Annotated in this window: 17 protein-coding genes; 8 read left to right on the top strand and 9 right to left on the bottom strand. The window is 65.0% G+C overall.

All coding sequences use genetic code 11. The features are described 5' to 3' along the window. Window positions 1–947 precede the first annotated feature (947 nt). The 9 genes from QW861_RS21595 to QW861_RS21555 form a co-directional block, all read right to left on the bottom strand. Window positions 948–1985: an amino acid ABC transporter substrate-binding protein gene (locus tag QW861_RS21595; RefSeq protein ID WP_316193463.1), complete on the bottom strand. Its 1038-nt coding sequence runs from the start codon at window positions 1983–1985 to the stop codon at window positions 948–950. A 66-nt stretch (window positions 1986–2051) separates the two neighbouring features. After that, entirely contained in the window at window positions 2052–2645 is a 594-nt protein-coding gene (locus tag QW861_RS21590; protein WP_315717095.1) for a L,D-transpeptidase, read from the bottom strand. 111 nt (window positions 2646–2756) lie between these two features. Then, entirely contained in the window at window positions 2757–2882 is a 126-nt protein-coding gene (locus QW861_RS21585; RefSeq protein ID WP_315827939.1) for a DUF2474 family protein, read from the bottom strand. Next, window positions 2882–3892: a cytochrome d ubiquinol oxidase subunit II gene (gene cydB, locus QW861_RS21580; RefSeq protein ID WP_315751177.1), complete on the bottom strand. Its 1011-nt coding sequence runs from the start codon at window positions 3890–3892 to the stop codon at window positions 2882–2884. Before cydB ends, QW861_RS21585 begins: the two co-directional genes overlap by 1 nt. Then, window positions 3889–5295: a cytochrome ubiquinol oxidase subunit I gene (locus QW861_RS21575; protein WP_316193462.1), complete on the bottom strand. Its 1407-nt coding sequence runs from the start codon at window positions 5293–5295 to the stop codon at window positions 3889–3891. Before QW861_RS21575 ends, cydB begins: the two co-directional genes overlap by 4 nt. Before the next feature lie 368 nt (window positions 5296–5663). Next, the gene (locus QW861_RS21570; protein ID WP_315751179.1) at window positions 5664–6275 is read right to left on the bottom strand and encodes a sigma-70 family RNA polymerase sigma factor; all 612 of its coding nucleotides are present in this window, start codon (window positions 6273–6275) and stop codon (window positions 5664–5666) included. Window positions 6276–6506: 231 nt separating this feature from the next. Continuing rightward, on the bottom strand, window positions 6507–7250 hold the full coding sequence (locus QW861_RS21565) for a response regulator (RefSeq protein WP_315717100.1): 744 nt from the start codon (window positions 7248–7250) through the stop codon (window positions 6507–6509). Then, a complete protein-coding gene (locus QW861_RS21560; protein ID WP_315751180.1) occupies window positions 7247–8992 on the bottom strand; it encodes a DUF3369 domain-containing protein in 1746 nt (581 codons plus the stop codon). The genes QW861_RS21565 and QW861_RS21560 overlap by 4 nt, the downstream gene beginning before the upstream one ends. After that, window positions 8962–10947 (bottom strand): ATP-binding protein, encoded by a 1986-nt coding sequence (locus tag QW861_RS21555; protein ID WP_409998644.1) that lies wholly within the window; start codon window positions 10945–10947, stop codon window positions 8962–8964. The genes QW861_RS21560 and QW861_RS21555 overlap by 31 nt, the downstream gene beginning before the upstream one ends. Window positions 10948–11467: 520 nt before the next feature. Here QW861_RS21555 and ugpB point away from each other — a divergent pair. The 8 genes from ugpB to QW861_RS21515 all read left to right on the top strand — a co-directional run bounded on the left by ugpB (window position 11468) and on the right by QW861_RS21515 (window position 19898). Further along, window positions 11468–12793: a sn-glycerol-3-phosphate ABC transporter substrate-binding protein UgpB gene (gene ugpB, locus QW861_RS21550; RefSeq protein ID WP_315751181.1), complete on the top strand. Its 1326-nt coding sequence runs from the start codon at window positions 11468–11470 to the stop codon at window positions 12791–12793. A gap of 2 nt (window positions 12794–12795) precedes the next feature. After that, the gene (locus QW861_RS21545) at window positions 12796–13746 is read left to right on the top strand and encodes an aminoglycoside 3'-phosphotransferase/choline kinase family protein (RefSeq protein ID WP_315751182.1); all 951 of its coding nucleotides are present in this window, start codon (window positions 12796–12798) and stop codon (window positions 13744–13746) included. Window positions 13747–13969: 223 nt separating this feature from the next. Next, the gene (locus tag QW861_RS21540) at window positions 13970–15592 is read left to right on the top strand and encodes an ABC transporter substrate-binding protein (RefSeq protein WP_315751183.1); all 1623 of its coding nucleotides are present in this window, start codon (window positions 13970–13972) and stop codon (window positions 15590–15592) included. A gap of 195 nt (window positions 15593–15787) precedes the next feature. After that, entirely contained in the window at window positions 15788–16801 is a 1014-nt protein-coding gene (locus QW861_RS21535) for an ABC transporter permease (protein WP_315751185.1), read from the top strand. Beyond that, the gene (locus tag QW861_RS21530) at window positions 16798–17700 is read left to right on the top strand and encodes an ABC transporter permease (protein ID WP_315751187.1); all 903 of its coding nucleotides are present in this window, start codon (window positions 16798–16800) and stop codon (window positions 17698–17700) included. The genes QW861_RS21535 and QW861_RS21530 overlap by 4 nt, the downstream gene beginning before the upstream one ends. Window positions 17701–17704: 4 nt before the next feature. Further along, window positions 17705–17881 (top strand): hypothetical protein, encoded by a 177-nt coding sequence (locus QW861_RS21525; RefSeq protein WP_315751188.1) that lies wholly within the window; start codon window positions 17705–17707, stop codon window positions 17879–17881. Next, window positions 17878–19692 carry an ABC transporter ATP-binding protein gene (locus QW861_RS21520; protein WP_315751189.1) on the top strand — a complete coding sequence of 605 codons (1815 nt, stop codon included), beginning with the start codon at window positions 17878–17880 and terminating at the stop codon, window positions 19690–19692. The genes QW861_RS21525 and QW861_RS21520 overlap by 4 nt, the downstream gene beginning before the upstream one ends. Window positions 19693–19718: 26 nt before the next feature. Continuing rightward, the gene (locus tag QW861_RS21515) at window positions 19719–19898 is read left to right on the top strand and encodes a DUF4089 domain-containing protein (protein ID WP_315717108.1); all 180 of its coding nucleotides are present in this window, start codon (window positions 19719–19721) and stop codon (window positions 19896–19898) included.

The raw sequence follows: 19898 nt of genomic DNA, 5'->3' as shown, positions 1-19898 counted from the left end.
CCCCTTGTTCTCCCTGTTGTGCAGGGGCGCATCACCCGACCGGATTGGTCAGGCTCGTTACGATCGCTGCGATTGGCTGGATTTGAGAATGAGTTCACGAACTCGTGAGCGGCTCCCCGAGCCTCCCGGGCAGATCGCGCGAGAGCCATGAATCCCGGGACTAATTGCTTTGCGGGAGCATCCGCAGTGCCCGTCGGGCCATTTTGTCGCAACCCGACGGGCGTTGTCTCGTCGGGCAAATCAGCCGCACATTCCCCGCCGTCACGGCCCGCAAGAGGGACGCTTCGCGATCGTTACGAAACGTGGGCCAGTGACGCGATGGACGCATCGGATCGCAGCGCGAGTGATCGCGCCGACGAACGATAGCGATGCGGACGTGAAAGCGCGTGGTCCTGGCGCCCCGATGCTGGCGTCAAGTCGACGGGGGATGATCCCGGGCGGCGACGGTGGCTAACAAGCCGGACACCGAGGAGAGCGCGCCATAAGCGTTAACACCATCGCGCAGGGAAGGCCGGGTTGTCCCGGCTGAGCCTGTGGTTCTGCCGCCTGCATTTTTTTAAGCAGGCGGACCGCAGGTGCCAGTCGGCACCTGGCCTTCCCTGCGCCCTCGATTTTCGGAGGGTGGAGAATTTGGCAAAGCTCGGGCGCGGAAGACGTCGCGGGGATGATGATGTTTGTTCTGCTCTAAGCACCGGAAAATCAGCCCTCGCGGTGCATATGAATGCGCCTCTCCCCTTGTGGGAGAGGGCTACACAGAAGCCAACTCCAAGCTTGCTTGGGTAAGGGCCTGGTGCGGCAAATGCAGGTCTGAGTTCGTGGCAACCCCTCACCCGGTTTCGATGCTGCGCATCGAAACCACCCTCTCCCACAAGGAGAGAGGGTGCACCGTTCGTGTCGCGAGAGGTGTGAGACCCGTCGAAGCGAAGCCGACAATTCCGACCGGCGTCCTACCTGATCGGCGGCGCGTACTGGACGCCGCCGGCGTTCCACAGCTGGTTCATGCCGCGCGGGATCTTCAGCTTCGACTCGCTGCCGACGTTGCGCTCATAGACCTCGCCGTAATTGCCGACGTGGCGGATGATTCGCGCCGCCCAGTCCTTCGTCAGCCCGAGATCCTCGCCGTAGCTGCCCTCGTTGCCGACCAGCCGCATCACGTCCGGCTTCTTCGACTTCAGCGCCTCGTCGATGTTCTTGGAGGTGACGCCGAGTTCCTCGGCATTGATCATCGCGTACAGCGTCCACTTCACGATCATCATCCAGTCGTCGTCGCGCTGGCGCACCACGGGCGCGAGCGGCTCCTTGGAGATCAGGTCGGGCAGGATGTCGTGATCGCCGGGCTTCGACAGCGTCAGGCGCAGCGCGTAGAGCTGCGAGACGTCGGCGGTGAAGGTGTCGCACTTGGCACTGTCATACGCCTTGATGACGTCGTCGAGCTTGGGAAACTTCACCTCCTCGTACTTCATGTTGTTGGTGCGGAAATAGTCGCCGAGGTTAAGCGCGTTGGTGGTGGAATCCTGCACGCAGACCCTGCTGCCGTTGAGGTCGAGCGCCGTCTCCAGCTTGCGCGACCGCGGCACCATGAAGCCCTGGCCGTCGTAATAGGCGACCGCCGGGAAATACAGGTCGTAGTTCTGCTCGCGCGCCATCGACCAGGTGGTGTTGCGCGACAGGATATCGACCTTGCGGCTCTGCAGCTCCTTGAAGCGCTCATTGGCGTCGAGCGGCACGAACTTCGCCTTCTTCGGATCATCGAAGATCGCGGCCGCCACGGCGCGGCAGAAGTCGACGTCGAAGCCGCTCCAATTGCCCTTGTCATCGGGAATCGAGAAGCCGGGCAGGCCGGCATTGACGCCGCACAACACCTCGCCGCGGCGGATGGTCCGCTTCAAGGTGCGGGTGTCGTACATCTCATAGGTGACGGCGAGCGCCGCGACGAGGACGGCGACGGCGAGCCCGATCAGCAGGCCGCCTCGGAAAGTGCGCATGGTCAATCTCTTTCGAAAAATCTCAGGACAAAGCGATGGCTGAATGTCCGGCGGCGGGCGCCGGCGTCACAGTTCCGGCTTCTGCCGCACGACCACCTTGGTGCCGACCGGGACGCGGTCGAACAGGTCGGCGACATCGGCATTCACCAGCCGGAAGCAGCCGGAGGAAATCTTGCTGCCGATCGTCCAGGGCTGGTTGGTGCCGTGGATGCGGTACACGGTGGTGCCCAGATACATCGCGCGCGCGCCCAAGGGATTGCCGGGGCCGCCGGCCATGAAGCGCGGCAGATAGGGCTGGCGCTGGATCATCTCCGGCGGCGGCGTCCAATCCGGCCACTCGGCCTTCTTGGTGATCGACAGCAGCCCCTGCCACTGGAAGCCGTCACGGCCGACGCCGATGCCGTAGCGGATGGCACGTCCGCCCGGCTGCACCAGATAGAGGTGGCGTTCGGCGGTGGACACGATGATGGTGCCCGGCGGCTCGGTGGTGCGGAAATAGACCACCTGCTTGCGCCATTCGGGATCGAGCTCGTAGCCGTCATCGGCGACGAGACCGGGCTGATCGCCGGGGTCCTCGGACTGGGCAAAACTATGCGATGTGGACAGCGCCAGCGCGATGATGGCGCTGGCCGCACAAAGCAGGCGACGGAAACTCGGCATTCAAAGCTCTCCTCAACGGACCCCTGCGAAGCTTGCCCGATCAAATCCACCCGTCAAATTTCAGGAGCATATTCGCAGCAAAGTCAAGGTGAGCGCAGGGCGCACCCGTTGTCATCCGAGCTTCATCCAGAGCCGCAGCAGGAAGGCCACCGCGCCGACGGTCGCCACGCCGGCGAGCCAGAGCGCAACGAACCAGGCGAGGCGCTTCGCGAGGGACGCGGGCTCGGGAGCGGGCATCAATGATAGCCGCTGTCGTGCCCGACCTTGCCGCGAAACACCCAATAGGCCCAGCCGGTGTAGCCGAGGATCAGCGGCACCAGCACCAGCACGCCGGGCAGCATGATCAGTTGGCTGCGTTCGGGTGCTGCCGCCTGCCAGATCGTGATGCTCTGCGGCACGACGTAGGGATACATGCTGATGCCGAGGCCCGCGTAGGAGAGGAAGAACAGCGCGAGTGCGAGAAAGAACGGCCAGCTATCGTGCCTCTGGGCGAGGTTCTTCATCATCAGCACGGTGACGCCGACGACGGCGAGCGGCACCGGCGCGGTGAGAATGATCGCCGGCCACCTGAACCAGCGGTCCGAATATTGGATCGTGAGCAGCGGCGTCCACAGACTGACGGCGGCAATGGCGAGCAGCATCGCGAACAGCAGGACCCAGCTGATGCGATAGGCCTTGTCGCGCAGGTCGCCCTCTGTCTTCAGGATCAGCCAGGTTGCGCCGAGCAGCGCGTAGCCGACCACGAGCGAGACGCCGGTGAGGAGGCTGAACGGCGTCAGCCAGTCCCACCAGCCGCCGGCATAGTGCCGGCCCTCGACATGCACGCCCTGCAGGATGGCGCCGAGCGCGATGCCCTGCGCGAGCGCCGCGACCCATGACCCGCCGGCAAAGGCGATGTCCCACAGATTGCGTGTGGCGCGGGTGCGCCAGCGGAATTCGAAGGCGACGCCGCGGAAGATCAGGCCGACCAGCATCGCGATCAGCGGCGCATACAGCGCCGGCATCAGGATGGAATAAGCGAGCGGGAACGCGGCCATCAGGCCACCGCCGCCGAGCACCAGCCAGGTCTCGTTGCCGTCCCACACCGGCGCGACGGTGTTGGTGATGACGTCGCGGTCCTGCTTGCCTGGAAACAGCGGGAAGAGGATGCCGAGGCCGAGATCGAAGCCGTCCATCACGACGTAGATGAACACGGCGAGCGCGATGATGAAGGCCCAGAGGGTGGCGAGATCGATGGCGACGCTCATGATCCGACCACTCCCTGCACGACGCCGGCGGCCGGCGTGATGCCGGCAGTGCGGACCGGCTGCTCGCTGCTCGGGCCCGGCTCGCCGGGATGCGGCGGCTCGGCCATCAGGCGCAGGATGTACAGCACGCCGGCAGCGAAGATGATGAAATACACGATGATGAAGGCGAGCAGCGAGGCACCCACGGCCGGGGCCGCGAGCGGCGAAACGGAATCGGTGGTGCGCAGCAGCCCGTATACGGTGAACGGCTGCCGGCCGGTCTCGGTGGTGATCCAGCCGGCCATGACGGCCATGAATCCCGCAGGTCCCATCGCAATCGCGAAGCGGTGCAGGCCGCGATTGATGTACAGCCGCCCGCGCCAGCGCTCCCACAGGCTGAACAGGCCGAGCGCCAGCATCAGCAGGCCCAGGCCGACCATGATGCGGAACGACCAGAAGGCGATCGGCACTGGCGGCCAGTCCTGCCGCGGCACGGTGTCGAGGCCGGCCATCGGTGCGTCGATCTGGTGCTTGAGGATCAGCGAGCCAAACTTAGGAATGCCGAGCGCCCATTTCAGTTCGCCCTTGGCCTGGTCCGGCCAGCCGAACAGGTATAGCGGCGCGCCGTCCTTGTGGCTCTCGAAATGGCCTTCCATGGCCATGATCTTCACCGGCTGGTGTTCGAGCGTGTTGAGGCCGTGCTGATCGCCGACCAGGATCTGCAGCGGCGCCACCAGCGCCGCCATCCACATCGCCATCGAGAACATCACGCGCGGGCCCGGCAGATGCGGATTGCGCAGCAGATGCCAGGCGCCGACCGCGCCGACCACGAGCGAGGTGGTGAGATAGGCCGCCAGCACCATGTGCACGAGGCGGTAGGGGAAGGACGGATTGAAGATGACTGCGAGCCAGTCGACCGAGACGAACTGGCCGTCGGCGTTGACGGCATAGCCCGCCGGCGTCTGCATCCAGGAATTGGCCGAGAGAATCCAGAATGCCGAGATCAGCGTGCCCACGGCGACCATCAAGGTGGCCAGGAAATGCAGCTTCGGGCCGACGCGCTTCAGGCCGAACAGCATGACGCCGAGAAAGCCGGCCTCGAGGAAGAACGCCGTCAGCACCTCATAGGCCATCAGTGGTCCGATCACCGGTCCGACCTTGTCGGAATAGACCGACCAGTTGGTGCCGAACTGGTAGGACATCACGATGCCGGAGACGACACCCATGGCAAACGCGATGGCGAAGATCTTGAGCCAGTAATTGAAGACGTTGAGATAGACGTCGCGGCCGGTCCACAGCCACAGCGCCTCGAGCACGGCGAGGTAGGACGCGAGCCCGATCGAGAAGGCGGGGAAGATGATGTGGAAGGTGACCGTGAAGGCGAACTGCACGCGCGCCAGCTCAACCGCATCCAAACCGAACATCAGCACCGCCCGTCATTGCCGTGGGGCTTGTAGCACCGCCCCATGACGGAAGATTGCACCGGCAACGCGCGATATCAAATGGTCAAATCGCCCTATTGGCGGCGTGAGCGGTCCCAAACGATGAAGACCCGGCGGGGGCATCCGCCGGGTCTTCGGAGCAACCTTGGAAGGTGGAGGTAACCTTGAATTTGCTCGCTCCAAACCGAGATCAGCTGGGGGACTGAGGCTCGGCTGATGGATAACGTTCTAGCGGCCGAAATTTTCCAGGTGATTTCGCCGATTGTTTCAATTGTTTCGTTCGGCGATTTTGATGCGTCGTCGTCTTTGGAACCCGCCGGGACCGCAGCCCCGACGAGAATGAAGCTTGGTCAGGCGGCGAGGCTGTGGACGCCGGCACAGCGCAGGAGCTCGGCCAGGTGCTTGCGGGCATAGAACATGCGCGTCTTCACCGTGCTCTGCGGAATGCCGATGATCTGCCCGACCTCCTCCACCGACTTCTCATGGTAGTAGATCAGGGTGATGATCTCGCGATGCGCCGGCGACAGCTTGGCGACGCAGGCGCGCAGGATGGCGCTGGTGGTGGAGCGCTCGAGCGAGGTCTCCGGGGTGTCGGAGTCGTCGGCGATCTCGCGCACCTCGTCCTGGTCGATGTCCTCGAAGCGGCGCTGGCGCAGTGCGGTCAGCGCCTTGAAGCGGGCGATCGACAGCAGCCAGGTCGAGACCTGCGAGCGGCCCTCGAACTGCTTGGCGGTGCGCCAGACGTCCAGGAACACCTGGCTGACGAGGTCCTCGGCGATCGTGGTGTCGCGGACGATGCGCAGGATGAAGCGATAGACCCGCACATTGTGACGCGCATAAAGCGTGTGCATCGCGGTGCGATCGCCATCGGCAATGCTCTCCAGGAGCATGTCGTCCGTGGTCGCCTGGGCGGCGATGATGCCCTGGCTGGCTGCGGAATTGATGGCAACGACGTTCTGCATGGCACTCTCCCGTTCCGCCGCCCCCTTGCGGCGTTTCGACGGGATGGATTGTTAAGGAGTGCCCGTTTCGGGACGTCTGCACGAAAACAGGAAAATGGTTTCGTGCGCCCGCGGAAATGTTTCGTCGCGCCGCACATCGCGAAACAGTCGTGGCGGAATTGTGCCCAATTCCAAGAAGCGGAACCGAATGCGGGTACAGAGGCTGCTTTCGCCGCCGCCGGCCGGCTGTCCTCAGGCCTTCTCGCCGGCCGGGGAGAACAGGTAGCCGCCGCCGCGAATGGTCCGGATCACGGCCGGTTTGGTCGGATCGGGCTCGATTTTGCGACGGATGCGCATGATTCTAAGATCCACGGCGCGATCGAACGCCTCCGCATCGCGGGCATTGGCGAGCTCCAGCAGCCGCTCGCGCGACAGCACCCGCTTCGGGTTGGCGGCGAACACTTTGAGCAGGCCGAACTCGGACGCCGTCAGCGGGTGCTCGTTGCCTTCGTCATCGCGCAACGCCTGGGCATCGAGATCCAGCCATTTGGTGCCGAACCGCACCAATTGCGGGTCCTTGGCCTGGGCCGGAGCGGTCTCCGTGACGGCCGCCGCAGCCTTGGCCGGTCCGCTGCGGCGCAGCACGGAGCGGATCCGGGCCATCAATTCGCGCAATTCGCACGGCTTGGCGACGTAATCGTCGGCGCCAAGCTCAAGCCCGACCACGCGGTCGATCGGGCTGGCGGTGGCCGTCAGCATGATCACCGGGATGTTGGTGCGGCCCTTGAGATCGCGAATGATCGACAGGCCGTCTTCTTCGGGCATGTTGAGGTCGAGCACGACGAGATCTGCGGGGCCGGTCTCGATGGCGCTGCGCAGGCTCTTGCCGCCGTCGCACAGCGTCACGCTGAAGCCGTGCATCTTGAGGTAATCACCCACCATTTCGCGGGCAGGGGCCTCGTCGTCGACGATGATGATGTGCTGGCTCTGACTCATGACAATTCGGCCGCCGGCAGTGTGATGGTGAAGGTCGATCCGGATCCCGGCCCTTCGCTCCTGGCCGTCACCTCGCCACCATGCATGTCGACGATGCGTTTGACAATCGACAGGCCGAGCCCGGTCGAGCTCTCGCCCGCGGTCGGTTTGGCCGACAGCCGCTGGAACCGCCCGAACAGGCGGCCGAGATCCTCCGGCGACAGCCCGGCGCCCTGGTCGGTGACGGCGATGATGGTGTTGTCGCCGTCATCGGCGGCGTTCACGGTGATCCTGCCGCCGATCGGGCTGTACTTGATCGCGTTGCTCAAGAGATTGTCGATCGCCTCGCGGATCCGGTCGATGTCGCACATGGTCGACAGCAGCGTCGGCGCCGAGACCTCGATGACCTGCTGCTTGTTGAGGGCGAGCGGCTGGTTGGCCTCGACCACCTCGTGGATCAGGGCCGTGATGTCGACCGGCTCGCGGCGGATGGTGATGTCGAAGGCGTCGGCCATCGCATCCGAGATCAGATGGTCGACCATCGAGGTCAGCCGCTTGGCGGCATCGCGGATATGTCCGACCTGGCTGGTGATCCCCTCTGCGGAGGCGCCGGTCGCGATCAACTCGGTCAGCATTTCCGTGCGGCCGAGGATGACGCCCAGCGGATTCTTCAGGTCATGGGCAACGGTGCCGAGAATCTCGTTCTTGAAGCCGTTGGCGCGCTGCAGCCGCAGCCATTGCGCCGACAGCCGCCGGTTGGCCTGCATCAGCGCGCGGGTGCGCTGGGCGACGCGGTCCTCGAGCTGGGTGTTGGCCTCATGCAGCTGCTGATACAGGATCACGTTGTCGAAGGCGATCGACAGCCGGCTGGAGAAGATCTCGACCAGCGAACGGTCGGTCTCGGACAGCGGCCGCTCCGCCTGCAGCAGCACCACGACTTCGCGCCCCGAGCCGGTGCGGACATAGAGCACGGTGCGGTGGTCTGCGAATTCGTTGCTGCGCTGCCTGAAGGCGGCCTCGACCATGTCGCGCAGATCCGGATCGAGCGAGCGCGAGGTGACGGCGCCGGAGAAGCGGCTGTAGCAGCCGGAGCCGGCCAGCACCGAAAAATCGTCGGTCTGGCTGCCGTCGTCGCGCAGCACCAGGATCCCCGCGCAATCCACGTTCAGCAGCGACGCGATCTGGGTCAGCACGCCCTCGGCCAGCCGCTGCATCGACTTGAAATCATACAGCGTCGAGGCGGCGTCGATGATGATCTCGAGGCCGCGCCGGGTCTGCACCATGCGCTCGAGCTGCTGGTAGCTGCGCAGCGCCGCCGTCAGCGAGGTGAACAGCTTGTCGGCGGTGAGCTCGGTCTTGGCCTTGTAGTCGTTGATGTCGTACTGGACGATGACGCGCCGCTCCGGCGCCTGGCCCGGCTGCCCGGTCCGCAGGATGATGCGGACGGTCTCGTTCTTGATCTCGTTGCGGATGTATTCGACGAGCTCGAGCCCGGCGACGTCGGTCTCCATGATGACGTCGAGCAGCACGGCCGCGATGTCGGTGTGCTCCCGCATCAGCGCGCGGCCTTCGGCCGCCGAATAGGCGGACAGGATTTCGAGCCCCTGGCCGTTCAGGCTGTAATCCGACAGCGCAAAGCGGGTGCCCTCGTGCACGGCATGGTCGTCGTCGATGACGGCGATCTTCCATTTCCGGGCCGAACCGTCGTCCTCGTCGAAACCGGTATCCTCGATCAGTTGGAGGACATCGTCCTGTTCGGCCATTGCGTCGTTCCGTCACCCATTGCTGTCTCGGCGCCGCCCTTGGCGACCCGCGGCATGATAATCCGAAAGGTGGTGCCTTGTCCCTCGCGGGATTCCAGCATCATGCGGCCACCGAGCTGCTGCGTCACCAGATTGTAGACGATATGCAGCCCGAGCCCCGTTCCCCCTTCGTTGCGGCGTGTCGTGAAGAACGGATCGAAGGCCTGGCGCTGCACGTCGGGGGGCATGCCTGCCCCGTTATCGGCGAAAATGATCTCGATGTCATCCGTGCCGCGCGGCCGCGCCGTGATCGAGATGGTGCCCGCGCGGCCGTCGGCAAAGGCGTGGTTGACGGCGTTGAGGAACAGGTTGGTGAGAATCTGACCGTAGAACCCGGGATAGCCGTCGATGAAAAGCCCCTCGGGGACATCGACCGCCAGCGTGATCGGCGCGCGCTTGAGCACCGGCTTGAGGCTGGTGATGATCTGATCGGTCGCCTCGCTCAGGACGAAGGTCCGTCGCTCCGCATGGGAGCGGTCGACCGCGACCTGCTTGAACGACTGGATCAACTCGCCGGCGCGCTGCAGGTTGGCGACCAGTTGCTCGGACGCATCGCGCGACGAACGCACGAACTCCTCCAGTTGCGACCGGCGCAGGCCGCCTTCGGGCGACCGCAGCGCCGCCTCGAACATCTCGACGCGGCGCGCGAAGCTGGAGGCCACCGTCAGGCTGATGCCGATCGGATTGTTCACCTCATGGGCGACGCCGGCGACCAGCCCGCCCAGGGCCGCCAGCCGCTCGGCGTCGATCAGGTTGCGCTGCGCGGCGTTGAGCTCGAGCAGCGCGCTCTCGGCCTTTTCCTTCGCGGTGCGCAACTCGTCCTCGGTCTTGCGCTTGGCGATCGCGTTCTCGCGGAAGGTCTCGACGGCGCGGGCCATCGCGCCGACCTCGTCGCGCGCCTCGGTGCCCTGGACCTCGCGGTCGTAGTCGCCCAGCATGATTGCGCGCATCGAGGCCATGATCTGCTGCAGCGGCAGCCGGATCGACAAGGCGATCAGCACGCCCGCGGACAGGATGACTCCCAGGAAGATCACCGCGATCGAAAGGACGCGGCGGGAGATGTCCTTCAATGTCCGATCGAACGTCGCCTGCGCCTTCTGCTCGTGCTGGCGCATCTTCACCGACAGGCCGTCGATGGCGCCGATGGTTTCGGCCTGGCTGGCATCGATGGTGTTGCGCAGCAGTTCGGTGCGGTTGGTGAGCTGATCGGTGAGCTTGGAGAATCCCGCGCGCAGCGCCGCGGTCCGGGCCGACAGCCGCTGCAGCGCCAGCCGCTGCAGATCATTGTCCGCAAGGCTCGACATCACCGGAATGGTCTTCTCGATCGTCTCCGTGTTGCGGCGCGCGTCCTCGGCGGAGGCGGGCGCGAGCGACAGGTAGTAGGAATTGGCCGCGACCAGCATGGCGGTGAAGGCCTCGCGCGACTTGCCGAGCGAGGGCCAGATCTGCGCGTCGCGATGGCCGGTCGCGCCTTCGATCACCGAATAGAGCCCGGCGATGTCGCGGGCGGGGCCGAGAACCTCTTCCTCATAGGTCTTGGAGATCGTCGCCTGCAGACTTCGCAGCTCGCCGAAGCCGTCCAGGAAACGCACGGTGACGCGCTCCAGCTCCTCGACCGACCCCGACAGCATCGGGTCGGTCGAGGCGCGCGTCGTCAGCGTCCCGAGCACGGCCTCGCGCAGCAGCAGGATCTCGGCGAACAGCTCCGGGCTCGGCTGATTGATGTAGCGATGAATGAGGTTCTGCAGCCGGCTCGTCTCGCTTTCGAGCAGGGCCAGCACCTTGTCGGATTCCCGGACCTGGCGAACGTCGTCCCAGGCCGTGCCCAGCACCGTCGCGCCGTTCCAGATCAGCGCCGCCAGCACGATCACGACAGCCGAGTTGAGCGCGGCGATCGAGAGGATGCGCCAGCGGATCGGAACCGCCCGCAGCGCGCGAACGATCCGTGCCCGCCCCAGGACCGCCAGACCGAGCGGCCGCGCGACGGATTTCCGCTGCTCGGATCGCGCCACGATCGCTACCTCGGGCCGGGCGTGCGGAGCCTGCCTGCGTCCGCTCTGCCGCGCGCAGCCGGGCCTGTATGCTGCGGCGCAGCCAGTCGCGCCGCCGAGCATGATGGGCGTGAAAGGGACGAGCGGTACCGCGCGCCCGCCTCAGCGCGCATCAGCACCGGCGTGACGTCCACTCTCGAGATCGACGAAAGATGGGCGCGGTACACAGGCAACACTTTTCCCCCTGATGATGAGGTCGGCCCGGACATGAAAAGGTTCAATGCACTCCCGAACAGGTGCTATAAGGCCATTCTGACGTCAAAGCGATACACGTCAATGGTTTGCTGATAGTTTGTTGCAGCCTTGGGTTGCTGGACCTGATTTTTCGGTCCGATTGCGATCTCAGCCCGAGCCTATTCATTCATCGAATTGGAGTTGCCTCCTGGTGACGGTCCTTCTGCGTTCTGTTTCGTTTGCAATCCTGCTCTGGACGGTTGTTGGCGCAAGCACGGCCAAGGCCGCGACCGAGATCGTGTGGTGGCATGCGATGTCGGGCGAGCTCGGCAGGCAGGTCGACAGGCTGGCGGCCGACTTCAACGCGTCGCAGTCCGACTACCGCATCGTGCCGAGCTACAAGGGCAGCTATACGGAGACCGTGACGGCGGCCATCTTCGCGTTCCGCTCGCGCAGCCAGCCGGCGATCGTGCAGGTCAATGAGATCGCGACCGCGACGATGACGGCGGCCAAGGGCGCGATCTATCCCGTTTACGAATTGATGCGCGACGAGCAGGAGAGCTTTTCGCCGTCGGCCTATCTGCCCGCGATCGCCGGCACCTATGCCGACGCCGACGGCAACATGCTGTCGTTTCCGTTCAACGCCTCCACGCCCATCCTCTACTACAACAAGGATCAGTTTCGCGCGGCCGGGCTCGATCCGGGCATGGCGCCGAAGACCTGGTCCGAGCTCGGCAAGGCTGCCCGGCGGCTGCGCGACAACGGTGTCGCCTGCGGCTTCACGACGTCGTGGCCGGCCTGGATCAACGTGGAGAATTTCTCGGCCTTCCACAATCTGCCGATCGCCACGCGGGCCAACGGCTTTGCCGGACTGGACGCCGTGCTGACGTTCAACAATCCGCAGGTCACGCGGCACATCGCCCAGCTCGCGGAATGGCAGAAGAGCAAGGTCTTCGACTATGGCGGCCGCGGTCAGGCTGCCGAGCCGCGTTTCCAGAAGGGCGAGTGCGGCATCTTCATCGGCTCCTCGGCAACGCGCGCCGACATCAAGGCGAATTCGAAGTTCGAGGTCGGCTACGGCATGATGCCGTACTGGCCTGACGTTGCGGCCGCGCCGCAGAATTCGATCATCGGCGGCGCGACGTTGTGGGTGCTCCGCGACCGTCCCGCGGCCGAGTACAAGGGCGTGGCCAAGTTCTTCGCCTATCTGTCGCGGCCCGATGTTCAGGCCGCTTGGCACCAGAATACGGGCTATTTGCCGATCACCCAGGCGGCCTTCGATCTGACGCGCGCGCAGGGCTTCTACGACCGCAATCCAGGAGCCGCGATCTCGATCGAGCAGGTGACGCTCAACCCACCCACGGAGAATTCGCGCGGACTGCGGCTCGGCTCGTTCGTGCTGATCCGTGATGCCATCGAGGACGAGATGGAGCAGGCCTTCAGCGGCCGCAAACCGGCGCAGGCGGCGCTCGATGCCGCCGTCGACCGCGGCAATCGTCTGCTGCGCCAGTTCGAGCGCGCGAGCCCGGATCGCTGAAAATGACGTTGCCACCGGTCGCCGATGGCGCGCAGCTCCGGCGCCTCCGTGCCGACGTGACGCGCTGGCTGCCGGCTGCACGCGATATTGCGCGCGGCCATGGCTACGACGACGCGCGGCTGGTTCCGTTCGCGGCGGGCACCAATCTGGTCCTCGCGCTGAACGACGGACTGATCCTGAAGGTCTTCCCGCCGTTTCATCGCGGCAAGTTTCAGTCCGAGCGGGCGGCCTTGCGCGTGCTCGCCGGTGGCGTCGGCGACGTCCGTACCCCCGACCTGCGACACGAAGGGGAGCGCGACGGCTGGTGCTATCTGATCATGACCAGGCTCGGCGGCATGCCTGCTTCGGATGTGTGGCGGCAACTCCCGGAGCGGGACAAGCAGCTCTTGCTCAGGCAGGTCGGTCGTCTGATCGCCGCCGTGCAGCGGGTCCCGCCTGGCGAGCTGCTGGCGCTCGGTCCGCGCTGGTCGGATTTTTTGCGGATGCAGATGGCCGGATGTCATGCACGCCATCAGCGGCTCGGCTTGCCGCCGACGCTTCTCGCCGGGCTGGACGATCTCCTGCGCGAGGCCGCAGCACTGCTGCCGCAGGATCCGCCGCCGGTCATCCTGACCGGTGAATACATTCCGGAGAACTTACTCGTCACGCGCAGCGGTGATGGCTGGCAGCTGAGCGGGCTGTTCGACTTCGGCGACGTCATGACCGGTTTTGGCGAGTATGATCTGCTCGGGCCGAGCGCCTTCATGGCAGCGGGTCATCCCGGGCGCGTGCGTGCCTTGTTCGACGGCTACGGATTTGCGCTGGAGGACATCGACCGGCAGCTGAAGCGACGGCTGCTGGTCCTGCTGTTGCTGCACCAGTACAGCGATCCGCTCCGCCACATCTGCATTCCGGATTGGCCGGCCAAGGTCCGCGACTTCGACGAGCTGCAGGCGCTGATCTGGCCGGAGTGATCCCAACCGGGGCGGCGGTCCAACAGGTGTTGCGTAAATCTGTCGCAGGCTAGCTGAGGTGATTATAAACTCAGCAAATATGCAGCTTTGTATGCAATTGGGGGCGCTGAGCTGTGCCGCTCGGTGAAGACCCCTCGATATTTCAATAGCTTAGTTTTCAGCCGGGCTTGGCACAAAGCTTGCGACCACTGTTCCCGACAGTCGTTATCCTCGGGAGCATTTGATGAAGCGTCGCGATTTTCTGAAATCCGTGTCCGGTCTGGCTGCGGGGGCCGCGCTGCCAATGGCGCCGGCCATCATGTCTTCCGCCAAGGCCGACGCGCGGTCCGAGACGCTGCTGATCGTGTCCGAAGGCGGTCCCAACAACCTCGACATCCACGGCGTCGGCACCAACGTGCCGGGCTACGAGGTGTCCTGGAACTGCTATGACCGCCTGATCAGCCACGAGATGAAGAGCGGCCCGGGCGGGGTGCCGTACTACGACCGCGACAAGTTCAAGCCCGAACTCGCCGAGGACATGACCATCGGCGACATGTCCGCCACCTTCAAGCTGCGCAAGAACGCCAAATTCCACGACGGCACGCCGGTCACGGCCAAGGACGTGAAGTGGTCGCTCGATCGCGCCGTCAGCGTCGGGGGCTTCCCGACCTTCCAGATGAGCGCCGGCTCGCTGACCAAGACCGAGCAGTTCGTCATCGTCGATGACCACACCGTGCGCGTCGACTTTCTGAAGAAGGACCGGCTGACGATCCCCGATCTCGCCGTCATCGTCCCCTGCGTGGTCAACTCGGAGCTCGTGAAGAAGAACGCGACCGACAAAGACCCATGGGGGCTCGAATATACCAAGCAGCAGACCGCTGGTTCCGGCGCCTACAAGGTGACGAAGTGGACCGCCGGTACCGAAGTGATCATGGAGCGCAACGACGACTGGGCGTGCGGTCCGCTGCCGAAGATCAAGCGTGTGATCTGGCGCATGGTGCCGCAGGCCGGCAACCGGCGCGCGCTGCTCGAGCGCGGGGATGCCGACATCTCCTATGAGCTGCCGAACAAGGACTTCCAGGAGATGAAGTCGAACGGCAAGCATACCGTGATCTCGCTGCCGATCTCGAACGGCATCCAGTATATCGGCATGAACGTCACCAAGCCGCCGTTCGACAATCCCAAGGTCCGGCAGGCGCTCGCCTATGCAATGCCCTATCAGAAGATCATCGATGCCGTGATGTTCGGCCTTGCCAATCCGATGTTCGGCGCGCCGGCGGATAAGGCGACCGAGGTGGCGTGGCCGCAGCCGACCAAGTACTTCACCGACATGGAGAAGGCAAAAGCGCTGCTGGCGGAAGCCGGCTACCCCAACGGCTTCGAAACCACGATCTCCTTCGACCTCAATTTCGCACAGGTCAACGAGCCCTTGTGCGTGTTGGTGCAGGAGAGCCTCGCCCAGCTCGGCATCAAGACCACGATCAACAAGGTGCCCGGCGCCAACTGGCGCACCGAGCTGAACAAGAAGGAGATGCCGCTCTTCACCAACATCTTCTCGGGTTGGCTCGATTACCCCGAATACTTCTTCTACTGGTGCTATCACGGCAACAATTCCGTATTCAACACGATGAGCTACAAGTCGCCCGAGATGGACAAGCTCATCAACGGCGCGCGCGAGGCCGCCGCGACCGGGGACAAGGCGACGTATGATGCCGACGTGAAGGGCTTCGTCGATCTCGCCTTCGCCGAGGTGCCACGCATTCCGCTGTATCAGCCGTTCGTCAACGTCGCGATGCAGAAGAACATCTCCGGCTATCAGTACTGGTTCCACCGTAGGCTCGACTATCGGGCTCTGGTGAAGGGGTGAGACGGTGATGGGGGGATGTAATATGGGCCGAGCTCTCTCATTCCCTCCCCCCTTGTGGGGGAGGGGCAGGGAGGGGGGTAGCCACACCCACTGCCGTCTGGGTCCACCCCCCTCCCCAGCCCTCCCCCACAAAGGGGGAGGGAGCCGAGTGCGCAGCGCGGACAGATCTGGGCCAACTCGGGCAGGGGGCTGCTCATGCTGAGCCTCATCGCCAAGCGCCTCGCTTTCGCGATCCCGTCGCTGATCGGCGTCGTGATCGTCACCTTCCTGCTCACGCGCGCCTTGCCCGGCGATCCCGCGGCGTATTTTGCCGGCCCCGCCGCCACCAAGGAGGCGGTGGAGCAGATCCGCAAGAAGCTCGGCTTCGACAAGCCGCTGGTCGAGCAGTTCTTCCGCTACACCGTCGATCTCGCCCATGGCGATCTCGGCAGTTCGCTGACCACGGGCCAGCCGGTCGCCAGCGAGATTCGCAACCGACTGCCGGCCTCGGCCGAGCTGACCTTGCTCGGTCTGTTGGTATCCGTCGCGATCGCGCTGCCATTCGGCGTGCTCGCGGCGACGCGGCCGGGGTCGTGGATCGACCATACCTGCCGTATCGTCACGACCGCGGGCGTCTCGCTGCCGGTGTTCTTCACCGGGCTGGTGCTGGTGTATGTGTTCTACTTCCGGCTCGGCTGGTCACCGGCGCCGCTCGGCCGGCTCGACGTGTTTTATAGCGCGCCGGACCCCGTGACCGGCTTCTACCTCATCGATACGCTGATCGCGCGTGACGGCGAGGCGTTCCGCTCGGCGCTGAGCCAGTTGATCCTGCCCGCCGCGACGCTGGCGATCTTCTCGCTGGCTCCGATCGCGCGCATGACGCGGGCCTCGATGCTGTCGGTGCTGTCGTCGGAATTCGTCCGCACGGCGCGCGCCTCGGGCCTGTCGCCCGCGACGGTCACCGTGACCTATGCGTTCCGCAACGCCATGCTCCCGGTCATCACCACGCTATCGATGGTGTTCTCCTTCCTGCTCGGCGCCAACGTGCTGGTGGAGAAGGTGTTCGCCTGGCCCGGCATCGGCTCCTATGCGGTCGAGGCGCTGATCGCCTCCGACTTCGCGCCGGTGCAGGGCTTCGTGCTGACGATGGCCGTGATGTACGTCGTCCTGAACCTCGTCATCGACATTCTCTATGGCGTCATCGATCCCCGCGTGAGGCTGGAAGGATGAGCACTGTCGCGCCGACCATCGAGCCTGCCGCCGTTCCCTCGCGGACGTCGGGACTGACAGCCCTGATCGGCCACACGCGCTATGTCCTGGCCGAGAACAAGGTGACGGGCTTCGCCTTCGGCCTCCTGGTCGTGATCCTGTTTGCAGCCATCTTCGGCCCGTGGATCGTGCCCTATGATCCGCTGGCCAGCGACACCGCGTCCGCGCTGAAGCCGCCGTCGGCGGCGCATTGGTTCGGCACCGATCAGCTCGGCCGCGACATCTTCAGCCGCGTTGTGGTCGCGACCCGGCTCGACACCTTCATCGCGATCGCCTCGGTCGCGCTCGTGTTCTTCCTGGGCGGTCTCGCCGGCGTCGCCGCCGGCTTCTTCGGCGGCTGGATCGACCGCATCGTCGGCCGCATTGCCGACACGATCATGGCGTTCCCGCTGTTCGTGCTGGCGATGGGCATCGTCGCCGCGCTCGGCAACACCGTGCAGAACATCATCATCGCCACCGCGATCGTGAATTTCCCGCTCTATGCGCGCGTGGCACGCGCCGAGGCCAATGTCCGCCGCAACGCCGGCTTCGTGCAGGCGGCACGGCTGTCGGGCAACAGCGAGCTGCGCATCCTGCTCGGCCACATCCTGCCGAACATCATGCCGATCATGATCGTGCAGATGTCGCTGACCATGGGCTACGCCATCCTCAATGCCGCAGGCCTGTCGTTCATCGGCCTCGGCGTGCGGCCGCCGACGGCGGAATGGGGCATCATGGTTGCCGAGGGCGCCTCGTTCATGGTGTCGGGCGAATGGTGGATCGCGCTGTTCCCGGGTCTCGCGCTGATGATCGCGGTGTTCTGCTTCAACCTGCTCGGCGATGGCCTGCGCGACATCGTCGACCCGCAGCGCAGGACGTAAGGCGATGAGCGCACCACAAAACGACTCCGTCATTGCCGGGCTTGACCCGGCAATCCATCCCTTCAAGAACACCTTCGTCAGTGTGATGGATGCGCGGGCCTTCGCCGCGCCGAAGGGGCTTCGGCCCCGCAGGCGGGTCAAGCCCGCGCATGACGGTCGTAACAAGCGGAGCCACGGATGACCGCCCAGCCGCTGCTCGACGTTCGCGATCTCACGGTCGAATTCTCCACCCGCCGCGGTATCGTCAAGGCGGTGCAGCATGTCGACATCTCCGTCGCCAAGGGCGAGACGCTCGCGATCGTCGGCGAATCCGGCTCGGGCAAGTCGGTGACGTCCTATGCGGTGATGCGCATCCTCGACCGCGCCGGCCGCATCGCCGAGGGATCGGTGATGTTCTCCGGCGTGGACGTCAGGGCGGCCGAGGAAAGCGCGATGCGCGATCTGCGCGGCCGCGAGATCTCGATGATCTTCCAGAACCCGCGCGCGGCGCTCAATCCGATCCGGAAAGTGGGCCAGCAGATCGAGGATGTGCTGAAGCAGCACGTCCAGGCGGCCGCGACCGATCGCGCCGAGAAGGCGATCGCCGCGCTCGAGCAGGTCAAGATCGCGCGTCCGCGCGAGCGCTACCACGCCTATCCGTTCGAATTGTCCGGCGGCATGTGCCAGCGCGTCGTCATCGCGCTGGCGCTGGCCTGCAACCCGCAGCTCCTGATCGCCGACGAGCCGACCACCGGTCTCGACGTCACCACGCAGAAGGCGGTGATGGACCTCGTCGTCGAGCTGACGAAGAGCCGGGGCATGTCGACCATCCTGATCACGCATGATCTGGGTCTCGCCGCTGCCTATTGCGATCGCGTCGTGGTGATGGAGAAGGGCCGGGTGGTCGAGACCGCCAGGGCCGCCGACATCTTCGCCAACCCGCAGCATCCCTATACACGCAAGCTGATGCGCGCGACGCCGCGCCTCGGCGTGTCCTTGCGCGATCTGCTGCCGGAGGAGGATGTGGCAGCCCCACCACACACAGCCTCCGTCATGGCCGGGCTTGACCCGGCCATCCATCCATCTTCGCAAGAGTCGCTCCAGGTGATGGACCCCCGGGTCAAGCCCGGGGGTGACGAGCGGAGTGCGGAGGGCGAGCGGAGTGCGAGCAGCGCCAAGCCGCTTCTCCTCGTCGACAAGCTGGTCAAGGAATATCCGCGCCAGGGCGCCTCGGCGACATTGTCGAAACTGTTCGGACGGAGGCCGGCGGTCGAGCCGGAGATGTTCCGCGCCGTCGACGGCATCAGCTTCACGGTCGGTCATGGCGAGAGCGTTGGCCTGGTCGGCGAATCCGGCTGCGGCAAGTCGACGACGTCGATGATGGTGATGCGGCTGCTCGACCAGACTTCGGGGCGCATCAGCTTCGATGGCGAGGAGATCGGCAACATCCTGCCGCAGGCCTTTGCCCGGCTGCCGCTGCGCAGCCGCATCCAGATGGTGTTCCAGGATCCGACCGACAGCCTCAATCCGCGCTTCACCGCGGCGCGTGCCATCGCCGATCCGATCCTGCAGCTCGGCGACATCAAGGGCCGCGACGCGCTTCGTGCCCGCTGCGAGGAGCTCGCCACCATGGTCGGCCTGTCGCTCAATCTGCTCGATCGCTTTCCGCACCAATTGTCGGGCGGCCAGAAGGCGCGCGTCGGCATCGCGCGCGCCATCGCACTGCACCCGAAGCTGGTCATCCTCGACGAGCCCACGGCGGCGCTCGACGTCTCCGTGCAGGCGGTCGTGCTCAATCTCCTGCAGGACCTCAAGCGGCAGTTAGGTATGAGCTATCTGTTCGTCTCCCATGATTTGAATGTCGTGCGGCTGTTGTGCGATCGTGTGATCGTGATGCGGTCGGGTCGAATCGTCGAGGAAGGCACCTCCGAACGTGTGCTAGGTCATCCGCAGGATGACTATACGCGGGAGTTGCTGACGGCGATTCCGCACCCGCCATTGCCGGCGCATTGAGCGTGAAAGCTTGAGGAGAAAAGCTGATGGCGGAGCCATTGGACGATTACATCGACGCCGTCGGGCGTGCATTGGCTCTGCCGATCGAGGACGCTTGGCGCCCGGCTATCCGCGCCAATCTCGAGGTCTCGCTGAAGATGGCGAAGCTGGTCGACGAATTCTCCCTGCCTGATGAAGCCGAGCCTGCCAGTGTCTTCACCGCTTAG

Origin of the sequence: Bradyrhizobium sp. SZCCHNRI1029, assembly GCF_032487555.1 — a bacterium.
Lineage (GTDB): Bacteria > Pseudomonadota > Alphaproteobacteria > Rhizobiales > Xanthobacteraceae > Bradyrhizobium.
This window is presented reverse-complemented; position numbering and strand designations above follow the sequence as displayed.